Annotated in this window: 15 protein-coding genes; all 15 read left to right on the forward strand. The window is 52.5% G+C overall.

Features of this window, described 5'->3' with window-relative positions:
• Positions 1–905: 905 nt before the first annotated feature.
• The 15 genes from K7P76_RS15655 (at position 906) to rsgA (ending at position 17,442) form a co-directional block, all read left to right on the forward strand.
• Positions 906–1,187, forward strand: a complete 282-nt coding sequence (locus K7P76_RS15655; protein ID WP_232186254.1) for an ArsR/SmtB family transcription factor — start codon at positions 906–908, stop codon at positions 1,185–1,187.
• Positions 1,188–1,256: 69 nt separating this feature from the next.
• Entirely contained in the window at positions 1,257–2,465 is a 1,209-nt protein-coding gene (locus tag K7P76_RS15660; RefSeq protein WP_232186255.1) for an MFS transporter, read from the forward strand.
• Between the two features lie 118 nt (positions 2,466–2,583).
• Positions 2,584–4,467, forward strand: coding sequence for a bifunctional homocysteine S-methyltransferase/methylenetetrahydrofolate reductase (locus tag K7P76_RS15665; RefSeq protein WP_232186256.1), 1,884 nt, complete (start codon positions 2,584–2,586; stop codon positions 4,465–4,467).
• A gap of 182 nt (positions 4,468–4,649) precedes the next feature.
• Positions 4,650–4,910, forward strand: a complete 261-nt coding sequence (gene remA / locus K7P76_RS15670) for an extracellular matrix/biofilm regulator RemA (RefSeq protein ID WP_027084220.1) — start codon at positions 4,650–4,652, stop codon at positions 4,908–4,910.
• Positions 4,911–4,923: 13 nt separating this feature from the next.
• Entirely contained in the window at positions 4,924–5,550 is a 627-nt protein-coding gene (gmk, locus tag K7P76_RS15675; RefSeq protein WP_232186257.1) for a guanylate kinase, read from the forward strand.
• Positions 5,551–5,563: 13 nt separating this feature from the next.
• Positions 5,564–5,782, forward strand: a complete 219-nt coding sequence (rpoZ, locus tag K7P76_RS15680) for a DNA-directed RNA polymerase subunit omega (protein ID WP_232186258.1) — start codon at positions 5,564–5,566, stop codon at positions 5,780–5,782.
• An 86-nt stretch (positions 5,783–5,868) separates the two neighbouring features.
• On the forward strand, positions 5,869–7,128 hold the full coding sequence (coaBC, locus tag K7P76_RS15685; protein ID WP_232186259.1) for a bifunctional phosphopantothenoylcysteine decarboxylase/phosphopantothenate--cysteine ligase CoaBC: 1,260 nt from the start codon (positions 5,869–5,871) through the stop codon (positions 7,126–7,128).
• Positions 7,125–9,620: a primosomal protein N' gene (gene priA, locus K7P76_RS15690; RefSeq protein WP_232186260.1), complete on the forward strand. Its 2,496-nt coding sequence runs from the start codon at positions 7,125–7,127 to the stop codon at positions 9,618–9,620. The genes coaBC and priA overlap by 4 nt, the downstream gene beginning before the upstream one ends.
• Positions 9,621–9,640: 20 nt before the next feature.
• The gene (def, locus tag K7P76_RS15695; protein WP_232186261.1) at positions 9,641–10,132 is read left to right on the forward strand and encodes a peptide deformylase; all 492 of its coding nucleotides are present in this window, start codon (positions 9,641–9,643) and stop codon (positions 10,130–10,132) included.
• A 1-nt stretch (position 10,133) separates the two neighbouring features.
• Positions 10,134–11,087 (forward strand): methionyl-tRNA formyltransferase, encoded by a 954-nt coding sequence (fmt, locus tag K7P76_RS15700; RefSeq protein WP_232186262.1) that lies wholly within the window; start codon positions 10,134–10,136, stop codon positions 11,085–11,087.
• Positions 11,088–11,149: 62 nt separating this feature from the next.
• On the forward strand, positions 11,150–12,547 hold the full coding sequence (rsmB, locus tag K7P76_RS15705; protein ID WP_232186263.1) for a 16S rRNA (cytosine(967)-C(5))-methyltransferase RsmB: 1,398 nt from the start codon (positions 11,150–11,152) through the stop codon (positions 12,545–12,547).
• A gap of 36 nt (positions 12,548–12,583) precedes the next feature.
• Positions 12,584–13,645, forward strand: a complete 1,062-nt coding sequence (rlmN, locus tag K7P76_RS15710; RefSeq protein WP_232186522.1) for a dual-specificity RNA methyltransferase RlmN — start codon at positions 12,584–12,586, stop codon at positions 13,643–13,645.
• 5 nt (positions 13,646–13,650) lie between these two features.
• The gene (locus K7P76_RS15715) at positions 13,651–14,418 is read left to right on the forward strand and encodes a Stp1/IreP family PP2C-type Ser/Thr phosphatase (RefSeq protein ID WP_232186264.1); all 768 of its coding nucleotides are present in this window, start codon (positions 13,651–13,653) and stop codon (positions 14,416–14,418) included.
• Entirely contained in the window at positions 14,415–16,475 is a 2,061-nt protein-coding gene (gene pknB, locus K7P76_RS15720) for a Stk1 family PASTA domain-containing Ser/Thr kinase (RefSeq protein ID WP_232186265.1), read from the forward strand. The genes K7P76_RS15715 and pknB overlap by 4 nt, the downstream gene beginning before the upstream one ends.
• A 61-nt stretch (positions 16,476–16,536) precedes the next feature.
• Complete coding sequence (rsgA, locus tag K7P76_RS15725; RefSeq protein WP_232186266.1) at positions 16,537–17,442, forward strand: ribosome small subunit-dependent GTPase A; 906 nt, start codon at positions 16,537–16,539, stop codon at positions 17,440–17,442.

Below are 17,442 nucleotides of genomic sequence, written 5' to 3' on the forward strand. Positions count from 1 at the left end.
GTTCTTATGGGCTTATTTTGCTTTAATCGATGAAAAAAAGAGGGGGTGTATCTCCTGTAGGAGCGACAGCGTTTGCCTTTGGAATCGTGAAATCTCCTTGTTACGAGTTTACCTATTCAGATTTCACAATTCCAACAGCAACCGGAAGGAGATACACCCCCGCAAAAACCATAATCGATAGAAACAGTAAGGAAGCTGCCCATAAGCTTACTTATGAGACAGCCTCTTCTGCTTTCAGCGCGGAGTTCGGGGTTGTAGGTTCACATTTTGAACCTATTGGCGTTTTTGGTGCTCCGGTTTAGATTGTAAATTCACTTTTTGAAGCTAATGTTGCTTTGGACTCTGCTGACGCGCCCGCCGTCAGCCGAGGAGGAATAGTGCTAAAAAATCGAGTAATTCACGCGTGGAGGGGGAGCGGCGGCGGAATTGTGCTAAAAAATCGAGTAATTCACGCGTGGAGGGGGAGCGGCGGCGGAATTGTGCTAAAAAATCGAGTAATTCATGCGTAAAGGGGCAGCGGAGGAGGAATTGTGCTAAAAAATCGAGTAATTCGCGCGTGGAGGGGGAGCGGCGGCGGAATTGTGCTAAAAAATCGAGTAATTCACGCGTGGAGGGGGTTCGGCGGCGGAATTGTGCTAAAAAATCGAGTAATTCATGCGTAAAGGGGCAACGGAGGAGGAATTGTGCTAAAAAATCGAGTAATTCGCGCGTGGAGGGGCACCTCGCAAAAACGCCGTGAACGTGCTATTGGCCAATCCAATCCCACCCAACATTGACACTATTTGAATGGCAGGTCCCATCTTACTAAATAAAAAGATAACGGGTTTACAATCGATAGCCGATATGTTATTGTTTATTTCGATAGTTATAGAAATATACACATTCGATGCCGAGGTGAGGAGAAGATGATCGAAGACAACGCGGATATCCATCAAGCGGTTAAAGTGTATAAGGCGCTAGGAGAACCGACAAGGCTGAAGATCGCCCTTCTGTTAACCGAGGAGAAAAATCTTTGCTGTTCCGACATCGGGGGCAAGCTTGAATCCGTAGCCGGCTCGACGCTGTCGCATCATCTGAAGCAGCTCACGGATTGCGGATTGCTGACTCTCCGTAAGGACGGTACGTATATTTACTATAGCGTAAACCGCGACATGGCACAGAAGTACGCGCCCTATTTGTTGGTGTAATTTTTTTTAGATTATATTTCTATACATTTAGAAATATAAAATCACTGGAAGAAGAAGGGATTTGAACGCATGCCGAACTCATGGAAAATTTACATGCTGGCCATTGTCAGCTTTTTGGTCGGAACGTCGGAATACATTATCGCCGGCATTTTGGATATGGTCGCGAAGGACATGGGGGTGTCATTGGCCGCGGCTGGGCAGCTCATTACCGTATTCTCGCTTGCTTATGCTTTCGGTACGCCGATTCTGTTGGTTTTGACGGCCAGAATGGAGCGAAGGAAGCTGATGATGGCTGCGCTCGGCGTATTTTTCATCGGAAACATAATCGCGGTAACGTCATCGGGGTTTCTATCATTGATGGGCTCGAGGATCATATTGGCGCTTAGCACAGGGGTGTTCATAGTGGTCGCGTTAACGGTCGCGGCTAAGCTGGCGGAGCCAGGCAAGCAAGGTAGCGCCATAGCGACATTAGTCATGGGCTTCAGCACTTCATTAATCGTTGGCGTTCCCCTTGGAAGGGTTATTGCTTCGGCGTACGATTGGAAAGTTATTTTCGCGGGGATCGGCATTCTTGGACTGCTTGCCGTATTCGCCATCCTGCGTACGATACCTAAGTCGGAAGGGGAAGAGCCCGTTCCGATCGGCAAGCAGTTCGCGCTGCTGAAAAATCCTCGGATCGCCATCGCGTTGTCGATCACCTTTTTCTGGATTTTCGGTTACTCCATCGTCTACACCTATATTTCTCCGTTTCTGTTGACGATCACAGGCATGAGCGAGAGGGCCGTGAGCATCGGGTTGTTCGCATTCGGCGTCGCAAGTTTGATCGGTTCCAAGTTAGGCGGCTACAGCACGGATAAATGTGGGATACCGCGCACGTTGATCGGAGGGATGCTGCTTCACTCCGGGATTTTGTTCCTGTTATCCGCTTTTTCCCAATCGGCGGTGTTCATGTTCCCTTTACTTATGTTATGGGCATTCTCGGCTTGGTCATCTGGACCGACGCAGCAATACTATTTGATGACCTTGTCGCCGGAAGCTTCCGGCATCATGCTGAGCTTGAATACCTCGGTTCTGCAGCTAGCCATGGCGGCTGGGGCCGGGATCGGCGGCGTCATCGTCGAAAGCGTGTCGCTGTCGGCGGTCGGTTGGCTCGGGGCCGCTTTTGTAGCCGTTGCCGCTATTTTGGCTTCCGCGTCGTTCGGATTATCGCGAAGCCGATCCCGGATTGCCGAGCATAAATTACGGTTGGCGGGAGCGGATCCCGAAGCCTCTTCTTAATATTAAGAACTGAAATCCATTAAACCCGATCGAATAAGATCGGGTTTTTCCATTTTCCCGAAGGAGAAATTGTGCTACATTAAGAGTACTTTATGGATGGAATGGATGGGGAAGCTTCATGAAACCGGACTTGCGCACGGCGCTAGCTCAAAGGCCCCGGGTCGGCGACGGTGCGATGGCTACTTACTTATATCAGCTCGGCTTGCCCGTAGGGGTTTCGTTCGAGGAGTTTAATTTGCTTAAGCCTGACGTAATCGCCGACGTTCACCGCCAATACGCGGCAGCCGGAGCAGAAATAATTGAAACGAACACGTATTCCGCTCAGCATAATAAATTGTCCAGATATGGTTTGGAGAAAAAAACCGAAGAAATTAACGCCGCAGGCGTCGCGATTGCCCGCAAGGCAGTCGGTAATGACGCTTACGTGGTTGGATCTATAGGAGCCGTTCGCGGAGGCGCCGGGAAGAACGTTAGAACAGCTATCGTGAAACGGGATTTCGAAGAGCAAGTTGGCATATTGCTTGCCTCTGGCGTAGACGGCTTATTGCTGGAAACTTTCTTTGATCTTGAAGAGCTTTCTTTGGCATTGGGAATTATTCGTAAAAAAAGCGACATCAGCGTCATTTGCCAGTTCGCGGTTGAGGATGCAGAGAGAACGCACGACGGCATTCCTCTAGCAGAAGCATTCCGGAGGCTCAAGGGTGAAGGCGCCGACGTTCTCGGCTTTAATTGCCGCAGCGGCCCTAATGGCATTCTTCGCGCGGTCGAGACGATCCCGAATGACTTGGGCTTGCCTTTAAGCGTGTTTCCTAATGCGGGAATACCGGACTATGTGGACGGTAAAGTGATCTATTCGGCAACGCCTGAGTATTTCGCCTCCTCAGCCATTAAATTCGCCGATGCGGGAGCACGGCTAATCGGCGGCTGCTGCGGCACGACGCCGGAGCATATCGCGGCTATTGCCAATGCGCTGCAAAGCTACTCGCCGCTTGCGCAAGCTAAAGTCATTCCAAAAACATCAACCCAAACGTCAACGGAAGTTATTGAAGCGAGTCCACGGAAGTCGGCAGCCGATTTGCCTCCGCAAGACGCGGAACCGAGCATCGTCGATCTAGTTCGCCAGCGGCATACGGTCATCGTCGAATTGGATCCGCCGCGCGACCTCGATATTACGAAGTTCATGGCGGGCGCCCAAGCGTTGAAGGACGCCAAAGCCGACGCATTGACCATGGCGGACAATTCGCTGGCCGTCACGAGAATGAGCAACATGGCTTTGGCCGCGCTGCTTAAAGAACGTGTTGGCATTCGCCCGCTCGCGCACATTGCTTGCCGCGATCGCAATCTGATCGGCACGCAGTCCCACATGATGGGCTTTGACGCGCTCGGAATCGACCACGTACTGGCGGTTACCGGCGATCCGGCCAAGTTTGGCGATCTGCCTGGCTCAAGCTCGGTCTACGATCTTAGTTCTTTTGAAATCATTCGCATGATCAAGCAGTTGAACGAGGGAGTGGCTTTCTCCGGCAAACCTCTGAAGCAGAAAGCCAAATTTATTATCGGCGCCGCTTTTAATCCCAACGTTAAACATTTGGACAAAGCGGTGCAAAGGCTGGAGCGCAAAATCTCGGCCGGTGCGGATTACATTATGACTCAGCCGGTGTATGACCCAGAGCTCATCGTACGAATCGCGGATATGACTAAACATTTGAGCATTCCGATATTCATCGGTATTTTCCCGCTCGCCAACGGCCGAAACGCGGAATACTTGCACAATGAAGTTCCGGGAATTCAGCTTTCCGATTCGGTTCGTCGGCGGATGAACGGTTTGGAGGGACAGGCGGGACGCGCGGAAGGGATCAAAATCGCGGAAGAGCTGCTCGATGTCGCGATGGCCCATTTTAACGGAATCTATTTAATGACTCCTTTTATGGCCTATGAAATGACAGTATCTCTGACCGAATACGTGAGAGAGAAAAGCAAGAGCAGTCCATCCGGCAAGTAACATGCCGCATCCTCTTGTCCCACCTGGGGATTTGAAGTACAATAAAGCAATAAATCGATAGAAGAAGAAATTAGGCATTTTCAAGCCTGCAGTATGCGGCGAACCGCTTTCGGAAACAATGAAGCGTAGTTCGGTTGCTCTCATGCTGTTTGGTAGGAATGACCGGAGGGAAAGTGTCAACCATGGCGATCAAGCTGATTAATATCGGATTTGGCAATATCGTTTCAGCGAATCGGATTATTTCCATCGTCAGCCCGGAATCGGCGCCGATTAAACGGATTATCCAAGAAGCGCGGGACCGGCACATGCTTATTGATGCCACTTACGGCCGCCGCACCCGAGCTGTTATTATTACCGACAGCGATCACGTTATTTTATCGGCTGTACAGCCGGAAACGGTTGCGCACCGGTTGTCTACTAAAGACGACGAACACGATGAATGAATTGGGGAACACCATGAACAGAGGTATATTATTCGTGCTTTCCGGTCCTTCCGGGGTTGGCAAAGGAACAGTGTGCGCAGCGTTGCGCCGTAAGCTTCCGCAATTAATCTATTCCGTATCCGCGACTACCCGATCTCCCCGGGCAGGCGAGCAGGACGGGATTAACTATTTTTTCAAATCGCGCGAGCAGTTTCGCCATATGATAGAAACAGACGCGCTTCTTGAGTATGCGGAGTACGTCGGCAACTATTATGGAACGCCGCGCGATTTCGTGGAGAAGACACTTTCCGAAGGTAAAGATATCATTCTTGAGATTGAAGTGCAGGGAGCTTTGAAGGTTAGGGAGAAATTTGCCGAAGGCGTGTTCATTTTCCTGATGCCGCCCTCCCTTAATGAATTGAAACAGAGAATCGTAGGCAGAGGGACGGAGTCCCAAGCGACGATAGACAATCGGCTGTCGGTAGCCGTGGAAGAGATGAATTTGCTTCACCACTACGATTACGCTGTCGTCAATGACGAGATCGATCAGGCGTGTAACCGGATCAGCTCCATCATCACCGCGGAGCACTGCAAGCGGGAAAGATTTCTAGGCGAGCTGTTTCAGCAGCTTGAAGCCGTCAAAGCCGCCGATAACGTCTGAAAGAGGTGATATCATGTTATATCCATCCATTGATGAACTCGTTAAAAAAGTAGACAGCAAATATACGTTGGTCGTAGCTGCCTCTAAGAGAGCGCGTGCATTGCGCGAAGGCGTTATGTGCAACTTGGGAGCACCTAAATCCCACAAGTATGTAGGCGTAGCGCTGGAAGAAATTTTCCACGAAGCGATTAAAGTCGAGCATCTGAAGACAAACACGTTAAACAGGGATTAGGCTTTTGAAATTGGATAAGTTCCAAAGGAAGGACAACCCCTGCGGTTGTTTTTTTTCTAGCCGTTTTACTTGGAGGAGGGGAAACTATGGACAAGCCGCTTAAGGGGAAAACAATTCTGTTAGGCGTAACGGGGGGGATTGCCGCCTATAAGGCAGCAACGTTATGCAGCCGCTTAGTTAGTCTGGGCGCTTCTGTTAGGGTGATTATGACTGAAGGGGCGACGCAATTCATTACTCCGCTAACTTTGCAGGTTCTAACTCGCAATTCCGTCGCAACGGACGTATTCGATGAACGCGATGCGACAGGGGTACAGCATATCGACTTGGCGGATGCGGCGGATTTGGCCGTTATCGCTCCCGCAACCGCGAATATTTTATCGAAACTGGCAAACGGACTGGCCGATGATATGCTCAGCACGACTTTACTGGCAACGACGGCCCCGCTATTAATTGCACCGGCTATGAACGTTCATATGTGGGAGCATCCCGCTGTTATAGATAATGTGAATAAGCTTGCCTCGCGCGGCGTCACTTTCGTGGAGCCGGGAACGGGGCAATTGGCATGCGGCTATGTAGGTAAAGGAAGACTTGCGGAGCCGGATGAAATCGTCGATGCCATTACGGCGATGCTAGTCGGACCGAAGCCGTTGTCGGGGAAACGCGTGTTAGTGACAGCGGGGGGGACGGTGGAAAGAATCGATCCCGTCCGTTATATAACGAATGATTCTTCCGGCAAAATGGGGTTTGCCATCGCGGAGGCCGCGCGGGATCGAGGGGCGGAAGTGACGCTCGTGTGCGGTAGAACGGATGGAGAAGCGCCTAATGGAGTTCATATCGTAAAGGTAAATTCCGCCAGGCAAATGTATGATGCCGTGATGGCGTCTGTTCCGAATATGGATTTTGTCGTTAAAGCGGCCGCGGTTGCCGACTATCGTCCGATGCATCAAGAAGCTCATAAAATGAAGAAGACTTCGGAGGCAATTACATTGGAGCTTGTTCGCAATCCCGATATTTTGCAGGCGATCGGGGACTGGAGAGCTATCCAGCCTGATAGCGGCAAACCGTTCGTCATCGGCTTTGCCGCGGAGACGATGGACGTAGAGAAGCATGCGCTCGATAAATTGAATCGCAAGAAATGCGATCTTATCGTTGCCAACAACGTTGCCGAGTCTGGGGCCGGCTTCGGGACGGAGACGAATATCGTCAGCGTGTACGGGCCGCAGGGGCTTGTCGAACAAATTCCGCAAATGCCGAAGAGAGCCGTGGCGGAGCGACTGTGGGATTTGGCCGAAATCCGAATGAATGTCACGAACGCGCAGGGAGATGGGAAAGGGACGGCAGGATGACGGTTGCCCGAGTTATTGTAGATGTTCCTAGCCGTGATACGGATCGAACGTTTGATTATTTAATTCCTGACCGGCTCAAGGGTTGGGTGGAGATCGGAAGCCGTGTCGCCGTACCGTTCGGACCCCGCAAGCTGCAAGGGATCGTGACTGGTTTAGCCGACGATGCGGACGTCGAATATACGAAGCTGAAGCCGATAGACGATCTATTGGATGCCATTCCTCCCCTTTCTAAAGAGCTTATAACGCTCGGGGAATGGATCAGCAAGAGATGGCTGTGTCCATTAACGATCGTGCTGCAAGCGATGCTGCCCGCTGCGCTTAAAGGACGTTCGGAGAAATACGTGTTTCCGGCCGAAGGCGCCCAGTGGTCTGATGAAGAGACCGCCCAAAGCGGCGGTCTCTTGCTTGCCTTCAAGAAGGGCGAGCCGTTAAAGCTGACCTGGCTGCTGCAGCAATTTCCAGAGCAAGGGGATTTGCTTAAGCGTTGGCTTCGCCAAGGGCGGCTCGAGGAAAGACAGAAGGTAGAAGACCGATTATCCGTTAAAACCGTTCAAACGGTATTTCCGTCTGAGCCGGCAATGCTGCTGCAAGCGATCGAACAGTTGCCGGTACGAGCGCACAAGCAACGGGAAGTTCTTCTTTATTTAGCCGAACATAATGAACCTCTCGCGGTTCTTAAGCTTACGGAGGCCGTGGCGACGACTTCGTCCACGATTCGTTCGCTCGCCGAACGAGGCTGGATTGAGATTCGTTCCATAACCGAGGATCGCGATCCATACGCCAACAGGGATTTTCCGGCTACTGCCCCGATGAAACTTACGCCAGCGCAGTCGGACGTGCTTACTCCCATTCAATCTGCGCTCGATCAAGGCGGCAACGAGACTTTTCTCCTGCACGGCGTAACCGGAAGCGGGAAAACGGAAGTGTATTTGCAAGCGATTCAGCGTTGTCTGGAATTAGGCCGGGAAGCGATCGTTCTTGTTCCGGAAATCGCCCTGACGCCGCAGATGGTCGAGCGGTTCAAAAGCCGGTTCGGGGCGAGAGTTGCCGTGCTGCATAGCCGATTGTCCCAAGGAGAGCGTTACGACGAATGGCGCAAAATACGGGAAGGCCGCGCGCAGGTGGCGGTTGGAGCTCGTTCCGCTATTTTCGCCCCGTTCGCAAGTATCGGACTTATTGTCATTGATGAAGAACACGAGACTTCTTACAAGCAGGAAGAAAGCCCCAAGTACCATGCCCGCGACGTCGCGGTGGAACGCGCGCGCCTGCACGGAGCCGTTGTAGTGCTTGGATCGGCGACGCCTGCTCTAGAAACCTATGAAGCGGCAGCTCATGGCGGGCATGAGACGGGACTCGGAGATACAATATATCTTTCATTGCCGGAAAGAGTGGCGAATCGTCCTTTACCCGGCGTTAGTATCGTAGATATGCGCGAGGAGCTCAAGCTGGGCAATCGCGCAATGTTCAGCAGGCCTTTGGCTGACGCGATCAGAGACCGCTTGGAGAAACAAGAACAAATGGTTCTGTTGCTCAATCGACGGGGTTACGCCACGTTCGTCATGTGCCGTTCTTGCGGGTATACCGCGGCGTGTCCGCATTGCGAAATATCGCTGACGCACCATAAGGGATCGCAGAACCTGCGTTGCCATTATTGCGGATATGCGGAAGTCGAACCGAAAACTTGCCCGAGCTGCGAAAGTCCGCACATCCGATTTTTCGGCACGGGGACGCAGAAAGTCGAGGAGTCGTTGGCCGAGACGTTCCCGGGCATTCGCGTCATCCGCATGGATGTGGATACGACGACGGAGAAAGGCTCCCATGAGAAGTGGCTCACGGAATTCCGCGAGCGGCGCGCGGACGTATTGCTCGGCACCCAGATGGTTGCCAAAGGGCTGGACTTTCCCTTCGTGACGCTGGTTGGCGTATTAGCCGCGGATGCAGCGCTGCGGCTGCCGGATTTCCGGGCGTCGGAGCGGACGTTCCAGCTGTTAACCCAGGTAGCGGGCAGGGCGGGGCGCCATGAATTGCCCGGCGAAGTCATTATTCAAACCTACGATCCCGAGCACGAGTCTATCACATCCGTTCAAGGCCATGACTACAATGGTTTTGTGGAGAGAGCGCTGGTGCTGCGCAAGCAGCTCGGTTATCCACCCTACGGCCGTCTCATTTCCATCACATTTTCCCACGAATCCGTGCCTATGCTTCTCTCTACCGGAGAGCGGTTTGCATCAGGCATGCGGGAAAAGGCGGCAGCGCTTGGCATTCGCAATGATTTCGATAGAGGCGAAAGAACCGCTTTGGAGGTGCTTGGCCCGGTTTCTTCGCCGATTGCCCGATTGAAAGATCGCTACCGTTTTCAATGTATGGTAAAATATCGGGGAGACGTCGATGCAAGCCTCTTGGTTTCGCAGGCGCTGGAAGAGATGGGAGAGGCGGTTAAACGGAACGGCGTGCTGGTGAGCGTCGACGTGGATCCGCAGATGATGCTTTAACGAAAAGGAAGGATGCCGTTATGTCGATTCGATTAATTGTGAAACACCCAGATGAGGTGCTCCGCGAAAGGGCACAGGAAGTGACGAAGTTCAATGCCAACCTGCACAAATTGCTGGACGACATGGCGGAAACGATGTATGACGCCGACGGAGTCGGGTTAGCCGCGCCTCAGGTAGGAATTTTGAAACGTGTCATTGTCGTTGACGTGGGTGATGAGCATGAGCTTATCGAGATGGTAAATCCGGAGATCATCCTTAAGGAAGGCGAACAGCTTGGACCGGAAGGCTGCCTTAGCATACCCGGGCTTCAAGGAGATGTTCGCCGGTCGAACCGGATCATCATTCGAGGCCAGGATCGCAACGGTAAACCGATACAATATGAGACCACCGAATTTTTATCCAGGGCGTTCCAGCATGAGATAGATCATTTGAACGGCGTACTGTTTATCGATATGGCCGAATCGGTGTACGAAGCTCGCAAGCCGACCGAGCAGGACCAGGATGGGGAATAGCATGAAAATATTGTTTATGGGCACGCCGCAATTTGCCGTGCCCTCGTTAGGTTTACTACTTGAACAAGGGTATGAAGTGGCGGCAGTCGTTACACAGCCGGATCGGCCCAAGGGCCGGAAGAGGGAGCTAGCTCCCTCTCCGGTTAAAGTTTTCGCGTTAGAGCATGGGCTCAAGGTTTTGCAACCGGAAAAGCTGCGATCGCCGGAAGGGGTCGCGGAAGTGACGGCGATTGCTCCGGATTTGATCGTCACGGCTGCGTATGGTCAAATTTTACCGAAGTCGGTCCTTGATTTACCGCGCTTGGGTTGCGTTAACGTTCATGGATCATTATTGCCCCGCTATCGCGGAGGAGCGCCGATCCAACGTTCCATCATCAATGGGGAAACCGTCACCGGCGTTACTTTGATGTACATGGCGGAGGGCTTGGACACAGGCGATATGATCGCCAAGGTGGAAGTGCCGATAACCGACGAAGACTCGGCGGGTTCGATGTTCAATAAGCTAAGCGATGCAGGCTCCAACTTATTGCTGGAATGGTTGCCGCGTTTAGTCGAGGGCACGGCAGGCCGGACGCCCCAAGCGAACGATGAGGCGACTTACGCTCCCAACCTCACCCGCGAAGATGAGAAGCTGGATTGGAGACAGTCCTCCCGGCAGCTGTTCAACCGGGTTAGAGGCCTCAATCCGATGGCTGGGGGATTTACTTATTTGGACGGGGAAGTATTCAAGGTTTGGGGATGCCGTATTCCGCAAGGCTCTGACACGATGATGCGCCCGGAATGGACAGGTCTCGTTGCGGGTTCGGTGCTGGAAACAGGCAGCTTCGGTATCCGCATACGCACGGGCGACGGCAGCCTTGTATTGACGGAAGTACAGCCAGCCGGCAAAAAAGCGTTAGCGGCAACGGAGTTTGCCAGAGGCGCGAGACTCGCTCCCGGTAAGGTGCTCGGGTGACCCCGGGCTTTTTTTTGTACGATTAACGGAAAGTATAAGCATTATAGATAAGGATGCGAATAATGAAAAAACCAAACCGATTGCCCGGCGGCAAGCCGCAAGGGGCAAGGGAAGTGGCCATGAACGTACTGCATAACGTGGAAACGAGAGGCGCGTACAGCGGACTTGAGCTTAATCAGGCATTGCAATCGTCCGAATTGTCGCGTCCGGATGCGGCGCTTGCCACTGAACTGGTCTACGGTACGATTCAACGGCTCAATACGATCGATTATGAGTTGAAAAGCCGGGTTAAAGGATGGCCGGGGAAAGTCGAGCCGTGGGTACGGAGCTTGCTTCGAATGAGCTATTACCAGCTGAGATGGCTTACCCGCGTACCGCCGCATGCGGTCGTGGACGAAGCGGTACGGATCGCCAAGAAACGGGGACATGCGGGAATAGCCGGGCTTGTGAACGGCGTACTGCGGGGGCTGCTGCGGGAAGGCGTTGAAACGACTTTGCCGGGCAACCTAACGGTAGCCGAAAGGATCTCTCTTATTCATAGTCATCCCTTATGGCTGGTGGAGCGTTGGATAAGCGAGTTCGGCGCGCAGATAACCGAGGATATTTGTGCAGCGAACAACGAGCATCCCCATGCTTCCGCACGGATTAACCCTTTGCGCGCCTCAAGGGATGCTGTCATACGCGGGATGACCGATGCCGGGCTTGAAGTCAAACCGTCCGAACTCTTTCATGATGGGATCGTGGCTTCGAAAGCGGGTAATCTCGTCCATTCGGATTGGTACAAGCAAGGCTATATTACGGTGCAGGACGAAAGCTCCATGCTCGTCGCGGCGGCAGCGGATCCTAAACCCGGGATGCTGGTGCTCGATTGCTGCGCGGCTCCCGGAGGGAAAACGACCCATTTAGCTGAAATCATGCGTAATGAAGGCAAGGTTATAGCCAACGACGTGCATGCTCATAAGGAACAATTGATCAGGCAGCAGGCAGAACGTCTCGGATTGACTAGCGTGGAAACGATGACGGAAGATGCCTTGGAGCTGTCAGAGCGACTGCCGCCGCAATCTTGCGATGTCGTCTTGCTCGATGCTCCCTGCTCGGGACTCGGAGTCATTCGGCGCAAGCCGGAAATCAAATGGAACAAAACTGCGGAAGATATTACAAGCTTGTCTATTTTGCAAAGCCAGTTATTAAGGAAGGTTCAATCCTTGGTCAAGCCAGGGGGAGTGCTCGTATACAGCACCTGTACGATTGCGATGGAGGAAAATGAAGGCACGATCCGACAGTTTCTGGCGGAGTTCCCGGAATTCTCGCTCGATCCTAAGTGGCCGGAAGAGGTGCTGGCGCCGCTTCGGGAAAGGGGCGCGCTTCCCGATGTGTTCCCGGGCATGCTTCAGCTATTGCCCCAAACCTTCGGCAGCGACGGGTTTTTCATTGCCCGTTTACGGAAGCATACCGGTTAATTTTATGGTAAAATAGGACGAATGGTGGTGACGGAATTGGATAATGAACAAAACAAACCTTTTATTTACGACTTTACGCTGGAGCAAATTCAGGACTGGACGAAGGAGCAGGGAGAGCCTGCTTTTCGCGCCGGACAAATATTCGATTGGCTGTATGTGAAACGGGTAGGTTCCTTCGAGGAAATGTCGAACCTGCCTAAGCCTTTACGAGATAAGCTGGAGGCTAGCTTCCGTTTCGTGACGCTGACGGAAATCGCGAAGTTCGAATCCAAGGATGGCACGGTGAAATTCTTGTTCGGCTTGCATGACAACCATGCGATCGAAACGGTCATCATGAAGCACAATTACGGCAATAGCGTCTGCGTGACGACACAGGTCGGATGCCGGATCGGCTGCACGTTCTGCGCTTCCACGCTAGGCGGGCTGAAACGAAGTTTGACAGCCGGAGAAATCATCGCGCAAGTGGTGCAATCGCAGAGGATTCTCGATCCTCTCAATGAACGCGTTTCGAGCATCGTCATTATGGGCATTGGCGAGCCTTTCGAGAATTACGAGGCAACGATGCAATTTCTGCGCGTGATGATCCACCCGAAAGGGCTAAACATCGGCGCAAGGCATATTACCGTATCGACGAGCGGAATCGTGCCGAGCATGCTTAAATTCGCCGACGAGAATACGCAAATCAACCTGGCTATTTCCATACATGCGCCTAATGACGCGCTGCGTTCGAAACTGATGCCGGTCAATAGACGGTTTCCGTTCGTGGACGTGATGAACGCTTGCAAATATTACATCGAGAAGACGGGACGGCGGATTACGTTCGAATACGCTCTGATCGGCGGAGTCAACGATCGGCCGGAGCATGCCGAGGAGCTCGGAAACGTACTTCAAGGTTTACTGTGCCACGTCAATCTCATCCCGGTCAACTACGTTCCGGAGCGGGATTACGTCAGAACGCCTCGTGACGATATCTTCGAGTTTCAGCGCATTTTACAGAAGAAAAACGTAAATGTAACGATCCGCAGGGAGCAGGGGCATGACATTGCTGCCGCTTGCGGGCAATTGCGGGCGAAGCATATGGAGACGACGACGGGGTGATAGGTGTGAAGACGGTATTGCGGAGTCATGTCGGTAAAGTAAGGCAAATCAATGAAGATCAAGCATGGAGCGGCCGCTTGCCCAGCGGCCTGATGGTCGCCATCGTTGCGGACGGGATGGGCGGTCATCGCGCGGGAGACGTGGCAAGCAGTCTTGCCGTGGACAGCTTGGTTCAGTCATTGAAAGCATGGGAGGAAACGACCTCCGCTAAGGAAGGGGCCTCTAAACTTCGGGATATCATCCGCAAAGCCAATGCGGTCGTATACGAAACGGCGTCTCTGAACGAGCAATACCATAACATGGGGACGACGGTCGTTATGGCCTTATTGGACGGGAGTACCGGGTTGATCGGTTACATCGGCGATAGCAGAGCTTACCGATTACGTAACGGACAGTTTGAGCAATTGACGGAGGACCATACGCTCGTTAACGAACTGACGAAATCGGGACAATTAAGTCCGGAAGAGGCAGCGCGTCATCCAAGACGGAACGTGTTAACAAGAGCGTTAGGTACCGACCGCGAAGTCGAAGTGGACGTTGTGGTCATCGATTGGCAAGTCGGCGACACGCTATTACTGTGCAGCGACGGATTGAGCGGATTGGTGGACACTTCTTTGCTGCAATCCACTTTGGAAGAAGAAGGCGCGATATTGGAGCAGCAAGCGCAGAAGCTAGTCGATTTGGCATTGGCTGCGGGTGGAGACGATAATGTGACCGTCGTGCTCGTCTCGGACGATGGCGGGGCTTACGCTGCAGGAGGGGGTACAGCATGATCGGACATACGCTAAGCGGGCGTTACGAACTGCTGGCTCGTGTTGGCGGCGGCGGAATGGCGCTTGTATATAAAGCTAAGGATTTATTGTTGAATCGTTTTGTCGCTGTTAAAATATTACGTCAGCAATTCACGCATGACGAGGATTTCGTGAAACGTTTCCGCCGCGAGGCGCAAGCGGCTGCTTCTTTATCCCATCCGAACATCGTAAGCATTTATGATGTCGGGCAAGTTGAAGATACGCACTACATTGTCATGGAATATATCGACGGTGCCAACTTAAACGAAATTATTCGCGATCGGGCTCCTCTGCAGACGGATGAAGCCGTTAAAATTACCGCGCAGATTTGCGATGCCTTAGAGCATGCCCATCATAATCAAATCATCCATCGCGACATTAAACCCCATAATATTCTAATCGGCAATAACGGCAGAGTTAAAGTTACCGATTTCGGTATCGCAAGAGCCGTGACCTCTTCGACGATAACTCAAACGGGTTCCGTCGTCGGTTCCGTTCATTATTTCTCGCCGGAGCATGCCAAAGGCGTAATTACGGGAGAAAAATCGGATCTATATTCGCTCGGGATCGTGTTGTACCAGATGTTGACGGGACGGCTGCCCTTCTTGGGAGAAAGTCCGATCAGCGTAGCGCTCAAGCATTTGCAGGATACGTTCGAGCAGCCTCGGAAAGTAAACCCGCATATCCCGCAAAGCGTCGAAAATATTATTCTAAGGGCGATGCGTAAAAATCCTCAGGAGCGTTACCAATCCGCGCGGGAAATGCATAATGATCTGGAAACGTGCCTGCAGCCGCAGCGATTAAACGAGAAGCCCGTGTATTTTACGAGCGACGAGGATGACGAAGCGGACAAGACGAGGGTTATTCCGGCCATCCGTCCCGATATGCGCAATACGTTGGAAGCTCCCGCGGTTAAGACGGGCAACAACGAGGATCGCTGGAATTCCGATGGACTAGGCGAGCCGAAGCGTAAATGGATCGTTCCGACCATACTCTCCATATTGGCAATCGTGCTAATAAGCGTATTGGTATGGGCGGTTACGGCTCTGAAAGAGAACAAGCCCAACGACGTTCGCGTGCCAACCGTTGAAGGGTTGGAGATTGGCGAAGCGACTCAAAAACTAATCGCAGCCGGATTCACGATCATGGAACCGACGTTGAAAGAGTCGAGCGAAACGGTCGAGAAAGGTCACGTCATCAAGCAGTCGAAGAAGGAAGTCGATGCCAAAGAGGGATCGCCGATTCAACTGACGGTCAGCACCGGTAAGGAACTTTCGTCTATGCCGGACCTGAAAGGCAAATCTTTCGATGACGCCAAAGGGATGCTCATGGATATGGGCGTTAAGGAGGACAGCATCCTTCCAAGCGAGAAGTTCGACGAAAGCGAGCCGGGAACCGTGCTGGATCAAGTTCCTAAATTCGAGGAGCCGTTCGACCCGGCGACCCAGACAGTTACGCTTACTGTAAGCAAAGGAGAAGAATCTTTTCCGATGCCTAATCTAATCGGCAAGACGGAAAGCGAGGCCAAAGCGTTAATTGAGAAAAATAATCTAAAGCTGTCCCAGGTCCTGAAGGAACCGAGTTATTCCGAGAAGGGGAAAGTATTTAAGCAGTATCCTGCCGAGCCGAACGAGATGGTGACTGCTCAAACCGAGATTACGATCTATATTAGCAGCGGTTATCCTGCGGATTCCAGAGAACAGAAGCTAAGCGTAACCGTGTCACCTGCGGTCGAAGGAGAGGTAAGCACGATTTCTATCGAATACTCCGACGCTAGGGGCGACAACATCAAGTGGGGCTCCAAGAAAATCAGCTCGACGACATCGATACCGATCACATTAATTCTGTCCCCAAGCAAAGACGGCCAAATTACCGTCTACCGCGACGGACAATTTTTGCAGAAAGAGCCGGTGCCTTACCTTGTCATTCCTGCGGACAATTCACCGGCTCCGGACCCTAACGCTCCCGGCGACGGCACTGGAGACGGTACGGGTGCAGGTACCGATCCGGGAACCGGCGATGGAACGACCACGCAATGATCAAACTAGCCATAAATGATTTCATGAGCCGATTCGGGCTTGGAGAAGGAGCTGGATCCCAATGCCCGAAGGCTTGATCGTGAAAGCTCTAAGCGGATATTATTACGTGCAAAGCGCAGATGGCTCAGCTACGGTGGAATGCAGGGGACGCGGCATATTCAAAAAAAGAGGCGAATCGCCGCTGGTCGGCGACCGCGTCGTATATAGCGAAACCGAGAACGGGGAAGGCACGGTAGAGGAAATCCTGCCTCGCGTATCGGAGTTGATCCGACCGCAAATCGCGAACGCCGATTTAGCCGTGCTTGTTTTTTCCGTCGTGCGCCCCGAGCTTAACTTCGTTCTGTTGGATAAATTTCTAGTGCACACGGAGCATGCCCGAATGGATGCTCTTCTTGTGCTGACGAAGATGGACAGAATCCCGGGAGGGGAAGAGGGCGAGAGCATCCGCCGCACGGTAGAAGAAGCTCGTTCGCTGTATTCTTCCATCGGATATCAAGTTATTCTCACTAGCGCCCACGAGGGTCAAGGGTTGGAACAGCTGCGGTCCGCGCTTGCGGGACATATCAATATGCTCGCCGGTCAGTCCGGAGTCGGTAAATCCTCACTCGTCAACGCGCTTGTCCCTGGCTTAAAGCTAGAGACGAACGAGATCAGCGTGAAGCTGGGACGAGGCAAACATACGACGCGCCATGTCGAACTGATTCCGATTTCCGGCGGGGGGTATATGGCGGATACGCCGGGATTTAGTCAGCTCGATTTCGCCGAGCTTGGAATAGACGAAATCGGTTCCTGCTTCCGTGAATTCAGGGCGTTGTCATCGCAATGCAAATTCCGCGGGTGCACGCATATCCATGAGCCTCATTGCGCCGTCCTGCAAGCGAAAGAACAAGGGAAAATCTCGGAAAGCCGCTACGCAAATTACGTTAGCTTTATGACAGAGTGGAAAGAAACAAAGCGGAGGTATTAA

Origin of the sequence: Cohnella silvisoli (assembly GCF_021190915.1) — a bacterium.
Taxonomy (GTDB): domain Bacteria; phylum Bacillota; class Bacilli; order Paenibacillales; family Paenibacillaceae; genus Cohnella; species Cohnella silvisoli.